We start from the raw sequence: 1,017 nt of genomic DNA on the forward strand, positions 1-1,017 counted from the left end.
AAATTAGACTATATAAATATTTTTTAGTTTCTTTATCTGCAAAACTTGCTTCTACTGTGTTTTTATAAATTATTTTATAGTCTTCTAAACTTAGATTAAATATATCAAATATTAGATTTAGTTCTGAATTTAAACTTATATCTGATACAGTTCTATTATCAGTATTTATACTTACAGGTAAATTATCTTTATAAAAATCGTAAAATGGATGTGTTTTATAAGAATCTACTGTCTTAGTTTGTACATTACTGGTTGGACATATTTCCAGTAATACTTTTTTATTTTTAACTAAATCGTATGCTTCTTTTTCTCCATTAATTTTTATACCATGACCAATTCTATCTGCCTTTAAAATACTTATAGCATCTAATACATTTTTTCCACTTGCTGCTTCTCCTGCATGCACTGTAATTTTATATCCATAATCTCTTGCTAGTTTAAAAGCTTCTTCATATTCATTACAAAAGCCTTCTTTCTCTGGACCACATAAATCTACCGCTACAACACCTCTATTTATAAAGGATTTACCTGCTTCAATTACCAATAATGCCTCTTTTGGGGTCATTGTTCTCATACAACCTAATATTAAATTCCCTTTTATATCATAAAGACTTTCAGCATCTCTAATTCCTTCAACTACACTTTCAATTATGCTCTTAATACTCAACCCTCTTTGAATATGAAGTAATGGAGCAAATCTAATTTCTATATATTTAATATTTTCTTTACTTGCATCCTCAAAAAGTTCAAAAGTAATTCTTTTTAAACTTTCTTTAGACTGCATAACTTTTAGAGGTAAATCAAATCTTTTTAAATATTCATCAAGTGAAGTACAATCATGTGAAACCTTCGATAATTTTTTTATTTCATTAATATTATCTGAAGGCAAATCTATTTTTTCTTTAAGCGCTATATCAAATATAGTTTCCACTCTAACACTTCCATCTAAATGGCAATGCAATTCTACCTTAGGTAAATTTTCAAACATTTTATCCTCCTTTTACACTTATAAATAAC

1 protein-coding gene is annotated in these 1,017 nt (G+C 26.8%); it reads right to left on the reverse strand.

Going from position 1 to position 1,017, the window contains the following annotated elements:
* Window positions 1–988 (reverse strand): adenosine deaminase (add, locus tag KGF52_RS21015; protein ID WP_227841523.1); only part of this gene is annotated, 988 nt, incomplete at its 3' end.
* Window positions 989–1,017 lie beyond the last annotated feature (29 nt).

This window comes from Clostridioides sp. ZZV15-6597 (genome assembly GCF_020657815.1).
Classification (GTDB): domain Bacteria; phylum Bacillota; class Clostridia; order Peptostreptococcales; family Peptostreptococcaceae; genus Clostridioides.